We start from the raw sequence: 8136 nt of genomic DNA on the forward strand, positions 1-8136 counted from the left end.
CGAATTCAAGTTCGAGCGCCCGAATTCAAGTTCGAGCGGCCGAATTCACATTATAAGTAATTACCCGAACCTGATATTAGATGATGAACAACCCCGATTCAACTTCCTAGGATTAAACCTCAGGCAATTCCCCGTTGGGAAATACAATTCCGGAGAAAGAACCAGGGGCGGATTATTAGGTTTTAAGACTATTATCACCCCCAGCAAGGAAAGTCAGGAAAGGCACTACAGAAAAAAAAGTTGCTGAAGTAATAAATAAGTCGCGTGGGATAAACCAAGCGACTTTAATAAAAAATCTCAATCCCATCATTAGGGGTTGGTGTAACTACTTCTCAACAGTCATCAGTCAAAAAATATTTTCAAGGCTGTGGCACTTAGTGGTTTGGAAGCTTCTAAAATGGGGTCATCATCGTCCTAGGAACAAAAGCAAAAAGTGGATACGCCGCAAATACTTCAAAACTGTAGAAGGCAATAACTGGGTGTTCGCAACCGGAGAGGGTAATAATCCTTTAAAGCTAATACAACATAGCTCCACTGAAATAAAACGCTATGTAAAAGTAAAAGGGATGGCATCACCCTATGAGGGGGACTGGATATACTGGAGTTCAAGAATGGGAGAACACCCCGAAATACCCGCAAGAGTAGCCAAACTACTCAAGCGACAAAAAGGGAAATGCGCTCACTGCGATAACTACTTCAAAGATGGAGATTCGATAGAAGTTGACCACATCATCCCTAAATCGAAAGGTGGAAAGGAATCTTATGATAATTGGCAGCTACTTCATCGACATTGCCACGACACAAAGACCGCCAATGATGGCAGTCTCGGTAACAAATCTAGCTGTAAAAGTGCTAAACCTAAGCCACCAGTGGAACCAAGCCTCTGGGTTTGGGAAAACGATATGTTGGGAATGACGTACTGATGACAACAGCCGTTTTATTGAGGAGCGGAATGATGGGAAACTATCACGTTCCGTTTTGGAGAGCAGTGGAGGAGGCGACTCCTTCACTGACTTTAATGATTTTGCGAAAAGTAGTGGCAACTCTAGGGCTGTGCCTAAAAGGAGTCGGTAGGGGCGCTTTGATTTTGCCCTTGAAAGTTCGTATTTGGACTCTTCAAGAATCCCCTCGCCTTTAGGCATGGGGAGTATCAAATGATGTCGATTCAGCCAAGTGAGTAGTTGTTGGAAGCCCTCTGGGTCATTGGAGAAGACTTTGGGTTTAGTTTTGCCGTTCTCCAGCATCAAGGCTACATTAAAGGTTTTCTTGCTGATGTCGATGCCGAGAACTGTTTGTGTCATAGTACGCTTACCTCCATTGGCTCTCAACTGCACAAGTGCAGAATCAGGACAGGTCACAGAAAGTAACCTTGTTAATGCAGGCTCAACTTAAAAAGTGGCCTAAGATACTGTCCAGTGTCAGGATCAAACCAGTCACCGTTCGGATCTAGGGAGCTAATCTACGCAACAGACTCATTAAGGTCTCAGGGACACGCCAGCTTCACCTGACCGAAGCAGATAGACTTTTTCATCGTCTTCCAGCAGACTACTCTTAACATACAAGGGACACGGTAGTGCCGTGTCCCTACTGCCCTGTCCCTACACATATTGCATACCAGACCCTCGCGGATGACCGACAAAAACGTGCGATCGACCAAAAGCAGATGCGAACAAATCCTTTAACCTACAATACTATTTCTAGAGATGCCATCACCGAGCCTCCCATAGACTCCCTCAAACCATGCCCAAGCCAAAAAAGACGCCCGCCAAAACCTACACTGAAATCAACCTCAGCGATCCTCAATATTACTTCAACCGAGAACAAAGCTGGCTAGAATTCAACAACCGCGTGCTCCACGAAGCCCTCGACCCCCGCACGCCCCTCCTCGAAAGGCTCAAATTTCTAGCTATTTTTAGCTCCAACCTAGACGAATATTTTATGGTGCGGGTGGCCGCCCTCAAACAGCAAGTACAAGCAAAAGTCAGCAAATTGACCTCCGACGGCAGCACGCCTCAAGAACAGCTAGATGCCCTTAACCAGCGGCTTTTGCCGATGGTTTCTCAGCAACACGCCTATTTTGAGCAAACCCTGCGGCCGAAACTAGCAGCAAGCGGCATCTACATTCTCGACTACATTGACCTCAATCAAGAACAGCGGAATTACTTGCACCGCTACTTCAAAGAACAAGTATTTCCCGTACTCACTCCCCTAGCAGTTGACCCCAGCCACCCATTCCCCTACCTTTCCAATCTCAGTCTCAATTTAGCAGTAGTAGTTAGGGATCCCGACACGCGGGAAGAATTATTTGCCCGCGTCAAAGTACCGCAGGTTTTGCCGAGGTTTTTGCCACTACCGGGGGATTTACAGTGGCAGCAGAGGGGCAAATCTCCGGTTTGGACTGGCGTGCCCCTAGAACAGGTGATTGCCCACAATTTAGAAGCTTTGTTTCCGGGGATGGACATTCAGGAATATCACCCGTTCCGCATTACTCGCAATTCCGATTTGACGGTGGAGGAAGATGAGGCGGAGGATTTGCTGCTGGCAATAGAACAGGAACTCCGCAAGCGTCGGTTTGGAGGTTCTGCGGTGCGGATGGAAATTCAAGCGATTATGCCGCCTGCGCTGCGAGATATGCTGATGGAGGAGCTGGATCTCGGTGAGCAAGATGTTTACGTCGTAGAGGGGCTGCTAGGCCTCAAGGATTTGATGTCTTTTGTGGGGCTGCCCGTGCCGGAACTGAAAGACCCACCTTGGACTCCGGTTGTGCCGCCCCGTTTGCGGAACTCGGAATCGCCAATGATTTTAGGCAAATTGATGTTGGATGCTGACGAGGGCGAGGATATTTTCACCGTCATCCGGCAGGGGGATTTGATGCTACACCATCCCTATCACTCGTTTGCGGCGACGGTGCAGCGGTTTATTACTGAGGCGGCGCACGATCGCTCCGTGTTAGCGATTAAGATGACTTTATACCGCACTTCTGGAGATTCGCCGATCGTCAGCGCCTTAATTCAAGCAGCGGAAAACGGCAAGCAGGTAGCCGTTTTAGTAGAGCTCAAAGCTAGGTTTGACGAAGAAAATAATATTAATTGGGCTCGCAAGTTAGAACAAGCAGGAGTCCACGTAGTTTACGGTTTGGTGGGACTCAAAACCCACACCAAGATTGTGATGGTAGTGCGTCGCGAGGACGATTACATCCGCCGCTACGTCCACATCGGCACTGGCAATTACAATCCCAAAACAGCCGGACTCTATACCGATGTGGGTTTGTTGAGTTGTCGCGAGGATTTGGGATCGGATTTGACGGATTTGTTTAACTATTTGACTGGTTATTCGCGGCAGGTATCTTATCGCAAATTATTGGTGGCACCGGTCAATATGCGCGATCAATTTTTAGCTTTAATCCGCCGCGAGGCAGAATTCTGCCGCTTGCAGGCCGAAGGCGGCATCGGTAGCTGTGGCCGCATTGTCGCTAAAATGAATGCTTTAGTTGACCCTCAAATCATTGTTGCTTTGTACGAAGCTTCGCAAGCGGGAGTTAAAATTGATTTGATTATTCGGGGGATTTGCTGTTTGCGTCCCGGCGTTGAGGGTGTTAGCGAAAATATCAGAGTTATCAGTATTATCGGCCGCTTTTTAGAGCATTCTCGGATGTTTTATTTTTTCAACGGTGGCGACGAAGAGGTGTATATTGGTTCTGCTGACTGGATGCAGCGCAATCTCACAAGACGGGTTGAGGCCATAGTTCAGGTGGAAGATCCAACAATTGCCAAGGAATTACAAGAAATTTTGGGAGTAATGCTGGCTGACAACCGCCAAGCTTGGGATTTGCAGTCTGGGGGACACTACTCTCAGCGGCGGCCACCTGCTAATTGCCCGGAAGTGAGCTCTCAGCAAATTTTGATGGATATGGTGATGAATTAGTCAGTTGTCAGTTGTCAGTTGTCAGTTGTCAAATTTGCAGTTAGCAGTGGTGCGTTCTTGTTAGTTATTAAGCTGTACTGCATTTAATTTTGACTTTTTGGGCGGGCAAGATGCCCACCCCACAAGATTTTTACTAGCATAACTATAGCAATCGTTGCAGGATTTGTGGGATGGGCTTCTAGCTCGTCCTTCCCATATCTGGGATGGGCTAGAAGCCCATCCCGACTAGAAACCCAAACCACATTTATAACTGACGAAAGGATTGCTATGTGCAAATTAAATGCGCGACAGCTTAGCCGACCCCCTGACAACTAATGACTAATGACTACTGACTAATGACTACTTAGCTGTTAAAAGTACGCTTGAATTCTTCTAAGAGATCGTCAATTTCTTCGATCGCCTGACTCACATCTATTCTCAGGGCCCCCAAGTCCGATCGATCTAACAGCCGCACGAGGGATTCCCGCTTGCTCTCGATCTCTGCTACGCGCTCTTTGATTGTTTGTGCATCCATGGTTTTTTGCCTTTGCTACTATTAACAAAAATATTTGACATTCCCCCCTGCGAACAGACGGAGATTCTTAATTCACCGACATACCTTTTTGGGCAAATTCTTCACTGTTTTTATAAGGGAAGTGATGAACCTGCTCAGGTTTTTTTTGTCTGTGTTATAGTTTGATTGTACATCAAAACTTCAGCCAAACTCCAGCCACATTTTAGCGCAAAAAAGGCGGACGTTTGGTATCTGCGGGTTTATTTTTCATCATTCCAGCTAAAAATCGCTTCAGAGCCTTCTCCCGGTTTTTCATAAAAGCAGCCCAAAATCCCGGTTGATATTCATCCATTGTCTTGGCTAGGGCCCAGACATCGATCGCTAAGATATTATAAAGCCTTTCATCTTCGCGTTTGAGCGAGTTAATCTGCTCCAAAACCGCCTTGTTTGCTCCAGCAGTTTGTTTGTCTTCGTCTTTAATCATGTCCGAAAAATGGTTGAAAGGGCAAGAGTGTTGATCGCGATCGCCACTCTGTATACTTTGATGATACTGCCGATCTCGATTGCCTTCTGGAACCAACGCCGCGCAATTAACACGGATATTTACCGATGGCGTGCCCGGGCGAGTCCGGCAGGATAAGCTTCTGAACCTAGAGACAAGACTGTGGATGCACACCGCTCCCGCGCTCATAGATGCTAGCAGTTTTTGCAGGTATTTTGGCAAAAAAACTAAATTTATTCAAGACTTTTTGACAGATAATAATTAAAGTATATTATTTCTGTCCGACTACTTACCTCACTAATATGTTACGCAAAATTTCTTTAGCAAACCTAGCCTTAGTTGTGGGCGGTATTATAGCAGCAGTCGGGTTTGGAGCCTACTTCACAGACAGACCTACCCTGAACCTAGCCGGTTTTTTTTATGGAATTCCGCTGTTGCTGGGAGGTTTGGCCCTGAAAGCGGCCGAACTCGAACCAGTGGATTTCACCGAACCTACCTCTGCTGAAGTTCTCCTCCTGCGAGAAAGTCAGGCCACAGATACTCAAAACCAAGTCCGCAAAGATGTCACTCGATTTCGCTACGGCCAACCAGCGCACTTAGATGATGCTTTGGAGCGCCTGGGCCTGGCCCCGACAGACGAGGAACGGCCCATCCTGCAAGGGTTTCGGGAAGTTAATGTTGATGGTGCTTATGGGTTAATTCTAGAGTTTTATTCGCCGCTAATGCCGATCGAAGTCTGGGAAGAAAAGCAAGATAAAATAGCTACTTTTTTTGGACCAGGTTTGCGCGCCCAAGTGAGTCAAAAGGCTAGTGACAAAATTGAAGTGGCTCTCATTAAAAATACTCAAGCTTAAAGTAGTCTTAAGTTTTGAGTGCGTGAATTTTGAAGTCATCAATTAAACATTAATCCTGCATCAGCTTAGATACTGATTTTAGCGGCAGCTTGAAACCTGTCGCTATCAACAAAAGCTCAATCCGCAATTGGACGATCGCGCAAATTAGATTTTCCTTAATTACAATAATAGTTGAGGACCGATCGGCAATCTTAAATCAGGAGAAGCACAAATGGTTTCGTCCCAAAGCAGGATAGGTATTATCGGCGCAGGAACATCAGGAGCTTATCTGGCAATTTTGCTTATAGAGAAAGGGTTTCAAGTTACATTGTTTGAAAAATCACCCCAACCGCGCACCGATGGATGTGGAATTCTGATCGTACAAGCAGGTATGAAAGCGCTGCATCAAGGAAACCCTCAAATTAGCCAAAAAATTATTAACTCAGGCGATGCGGTTAAATTATTCGAGTTTCGCAACCTCCGCGGCGGTGTCATCAATTCCGAACCCGTCACCTATGAAGAAAATGAACTCCCAGGAATGCTGGTACACCGCAAAGCTATTTTAGAAGCACTCCTCGGCGAGTTACCCCCTGAGTGTATTCATTTTAACGCAGAATTAGCATCGATCGCTCAAACCGAGCACAGTGCGATCGCCCTCTTTAAAGATGGCACAAAATGGGAAGGCGATCTTTTAATTGGTGCCGATGGAATCGTCTCAAAAGTTCGTCAATTTATAGTTCCAGGCGTTGAACTGTTTTATTTAGGCGATATCGTCTGGCGAGGAATTGTCGAAGATCACAGCTTCTGTCCAGAAGGAAACTTTTTTGTTTATGTACGCGGTAGGGGAATTTATGCCAACTTCTTTCACATTGGTGGAGGTCGCACTCATTGGGGCTTCTTTATTGAAAAAGAGCGCACAGACTCCGAAATCGGGAAACTACAACCTAATAATATTACCATTCCTCCCCAAGAACTAGCCAAACTTCCAGAGGATGCGCGAAAAGTAATTGAATCAACCCCTGTGGAAAATATTGTCTGTCGTTTTTCCTATGACATTGACCCCCTACCAAAAATCTATGATGGTCGTGTTATCTTAATTGGAGATGCGGCCCACGCCAAAAGCTCTACACGCGCTAGAGGTATGACTTCCGGTTGGGAAGATGGTCTGTGTTTAGCACAACATCTCAGAGATAGTGCTAACATTGCCGAAGCGCTAGAAAATTTTCAAGCTGAAAGATTACCTATTGTCCATGAATATCAACGCACTAGCCGTGAGGTGAGTCGGAAAATAGGTCGTCGTTAGCCAAATTTCAATCGTCCTATAGGAGCGGGTTCACCAATAACTTTAAAGGGTGCAGACAGGTTAAAAAAAACCGCCCCCGCCCACAAAACGCCCTTATAAGTTTGGACAATTTTTTTAGATAAACCGGAGGCTAATTAATGAATAACGATTTGGGAATTCATGAAGATACCGTCAACCCTCTAAACTCTCCTGATTTAGAGAAAGTACCGGAAATTTTCATACGTCAAATTGGTACTTGGAAAGGCGAATTTATTAAGACTGATACTCGCGGACATTTTTTACGCAGCTTTTTGTGTACTATAAGCATCGGGATTGAGGGGAGTCACCACCGACACGTTAACAACTATGAATACTCAGATGGTTCTCGCCTTCAGCTAAATTTTGAAGGTGAATATGAAAATCGGATGCTGAAATTATTTTCTAGCAGTTATGCTGATTTTTCGGGGGTCGCGTGGGATGCGGGTCAGGACATTATCTGCTTTCGGTCAACAAAAACTGAGGGTAACGCACTGATTACTTTTGTGGAAACAATCACTTTAGTGTCAGACAATCACCGAGTTCGTAGCACTCAAATTTTTAAAGATGGCATTTTTGACGGCACTGCATTTATTGAGGAAAGGCGTATATAAGTAAGCCCCCATAAAAAACACCCTGATTGCCGACTTCTTTAAACAGTCGGCAATCTCACATATCTCGCGTTTTCAATAACTAATTAATCAGCATTAACAAACAAGCGAGAACGAGTAATAAAACGCTCTCCCTCCGGCCCTTCCAGGGAAAAATCGCTACCTCCGGGCCCCGATGCCACGTCTATAATTAACTGCGTGTGCTGCCAATATTTGTATTGCTGCGCTGCAATATAAAAGGGACAACCGCCTATTTCACCCAGCAATACGTCACCATCACCGATTATCAATTCGCCATCGGGAAAGCACATGGGCGAACTACCGTCGCAGCAGCCGCCGGATTGGTGAAACATCAATTCTCCGTGTTGAGTTTTGAGACTGGGGGGGTGACAAAGAGGTCTACGAGATAGACTGTATAAGGGTTGCGGCCCGCATACCTTGTTGATAAAAACGGC

At 45.9% G+C, this 8136-nt stretch carries 8 protein-coding genes and 1 pseudogene; 5 read left to right on the forward strand and 4 right to left on the reverse strand.

Going from position 1 to position 8136, the window contains the following annotated elements:
• Window positions 1–287: 287 nt before the first annotated feature.
• Window positions 288–752 (forward strand): annotated as a pseudogene (locus tag QUA90_RS29595) (group II intron maturase-specific domain-containing protein); the annotation flags it as partial.
• 24 nt (window positions 753–776) lie between these two features.
• On the opposite strand, the gene QUA90_RS29600 reads toward QUA90_RS29595, so the two are convergent.
• On the reverse strand, window positions 777–1301 hold the full coding sequence (locus tag QUA90_RS29600) for a hypothetical protein (protein WP_333332389.1): 525 nt from the start codon (window positions 1299–1301) through the stop codon (window positions 777–779).
• A gap of 439 nt (window positions 1302–1740) precedes the next feature.
• On the opposite strand from QUA90_RS29600, the gene ppk1 reads away from it, so the two are divergent.
• The gene (gene ppk1, locus QUA90_RS29605) at window positions 1741–3924 is read left to right on the forward strand and encodes a polyphosphate kinase 1 (RefSeq protein WP_333448703.1); all 2184 of its coding nucleotides are present in this window, start codon (window positions 1741–1743) and stop codon (window positions 3922–3924) included.
• Between the two features lie 343 nt (window positions 3925–4267).
• Here the strand turns inward: ppk1 and QUA90_RS29610 are convergent, their stop codons facing one another.
• Window positions 4268–4438, reverse strand: a complete 171-nt coding sequence (locus QUA90_RS29610) for a hypothetical protein (protein WP_015176488.1) — start codon at window positions 4436–4438, stop codon at window positions 4268–4270.
• Window positions 4439–4640: 202 nt separating this feature from the next.
• On the reverse strand, window positions 4641–4901 hold the full coding sequence (locus QUA90_RS29615) for a hypothetical protein (RefSeq protein ID WP_006632500.1): 261 nt from the start codon (window positions 4899–4901) through the stop codon (window positions 4641–4643).
• Between the two features lie 320 nt (window positions 4902–5221).
• Here QUA90_RS29615 and QUA90_RS29620 point away from each other — a divergent pair, with 320 nt between their 5' ends.
• The 3 genes from QUA90_RS29620 to QUA90_RS29630 all read left to right on the forward strand — a co-directional run bounded on the left by QUA90_RS29620 (window position 5222) and on the right by QUA90_RS29630 (window position 7684).
• The gene (locus QUA90_RS29620) at window positions 5222–5773 is read left to right on the forward strand and encodes a DUF2854 domain-containing protein (RefSeq protein ID WP_333448704.1); all 552 of its coding nucleotides are present in this window, start codon (window positions 5222–5224) and stop codon (window positions 5771–5773) included.
• A gap of 211 nt (window positions 5774–5984) precedes the next feature.
• Window positions 5985–7055 carry an FAD-dependent monooxygenase gene (locus tag QUA90_RS29625; RefSeq protein WP_333448705.1) on the forward strand — a complete coding sequence of 357 codons (1071 nt, stop codon included), beginning with the start codon at window positions 5985–5987 and terminating at the stop codon, window positions 7053–7055.
• A 137-nt stretch (window positions 7056–7192) separates the two neighbouring features.
• A complete protein-coding gene (locus tag QUA90_RS29630) occupies window positions 7193–7684 on the forward strand; it encodes a DUF3598 family protein (protein WP_333448706.1) in 492 nt (163 codons plus the stop codon).
• A gap of 83 nt (window positions 7685–7767) precedes the next feature.
• Here QUA90_RS29630 and QUA90_RS29635 read toward each other — a convergent pair whose 3' ends face one another.
• Window positions 7768–8127, reverse strand: a complete 360-nt coding sequence (locus QUA90_RS29635) for a DUF779 domain-containing protein (protein WP_333448707.1) — start codon at window positions 8125–8127, stop codon at window positions 7768–7770.
• Window positions 8128–8136: the final 9 nt, after the last annotated feature.

Source organism: Microcoleus sp. D3_18_C4, from assembly GCF_036702355.1.
GTDB lineage: Bacteria > Cyanobacteriota > Cyanobacteriia > Cyanobacteriales > Microcoleaceae > Microcoleus.

Bases quoted from the DNA above. Each gene is read 5' to 3' on its own strand.
- QUA90_RS29600 (WP_333332389.1), bottom strand. From the start codon at position 1,301: ATGACACAAACAGTTCTCGGCATCGACATCAGCAAGAAAACCTTTAAT.
- ppk1 (WP_333448703.1), top strand. From the start codon at position 1,741: ATGCCCAAGCCAAAAAAGACGCCCGCCAAAACCTACACTGAAATCAAC.
- QUA90_RS29610 (WP_015176488.1), bottom strand. From the start codon at position 4,438: ATGGATGCACAAACAATCAAAGAGCGCGTAGCAGAGATCGAGAGCAAG.
- QUA90_RS29615 (WP_006632500.1), bottom strand. From the start codon at position 4,901: ATGATTAAAGACGAAGACAAACAAACTGCTGGAGCAAACAAGGCGGTT.
- QUA90_RS29620 (WP_333448704.1), top strand. From the start codon at position 5,222: ATGTTACGCAAAATTTCTTTAGCAAACCTAGCCTTAGTTGTGGGCGGT.
- QUA90_RS29625 (WP_333448705.1), top strand. From the start codon at position 5,985: ATGGTTTCGTCCCAAAGCAGGATAGGTATTATCGGCGCAGGAACATCA.
- QUA90_RS29630 (WP_333448706.1), top strand. From the start codon at position 7,193: ATGAATAACGATTTGGGAATTCATGAAGATACCGTCAACCCTCTAAAC.